This window comes from Microtetraspora sp. NBRC 13810 (genome assembly GCF_030268685.1).
Taxonomy (GTDB): Bacteria; Actinomycetota; Actinomycetes; order Streptosporangiales; family Streptosporangiaceae; genus BSRQ01.
In genome coordinates this window covers 1-461 of record NZ_BSRQ01000075.1, presented here as the reverse complement: position 1 = coordinate 461, position 461 = coordinate 1, and the positions used below count along the sequence as shown (strand labels likewise).

At 71.6% G+C, this 461-nt stretch carries 1 protein-coding gene; it reads right to left on the bottom strand.

Annotation, left to right across the window (positions count from 1 at the left end; translation table 11 throughout):
• On the bottom strand, positions 1-461 hold a 461-nt coding region (locus tag QSK26_RS41505), incomplete at both ends, for a glycosyltransferase (RefSeq protein WP_285780863.1).

Sequence of the window (461 nt, the reverse complement as noted above, 5' to 3'; positions counted from 1 at the left end):
TGGGCCGTGGGGGGTGAAGAGGTTGAGGTCCACTCCGCACGGTATGACGGCGATCTGTTGTCTGGGTACGCCCATCAGGAGGAGTTCGTGCACTTCGTCGGTGCAGGTGGCGAGGATGGCGTCGGCGCGGTGGCCGATCCGGGTCTCGATGGCGATCCGGTGTGGCGGGCTGGTGTCGGCGGGGCCCTGCCGGCGTCGTTTGACCGTGCCGAGGGCGTGGAAGGTCTGCACGACCGGGATGCGGTGCCGGGGGGCGGCGATGAGGGCGGCCACGCCGCTCATCCAGAAGTGGGCGTGCACGATGTCGGGCCGGTCCTGTGCCCATCGGCGGGCGAGGTGTTCGCCGAAGGCCGGCATGTAGGGCAGCAGGTCGTCCTTGGGCAGCGGGACCGGGGGGCCGGCGGGTACGTGTTCGACGGTCACCCCGGGGGCCATCGGCACGGTGTCCGGGGTGTCCGCGG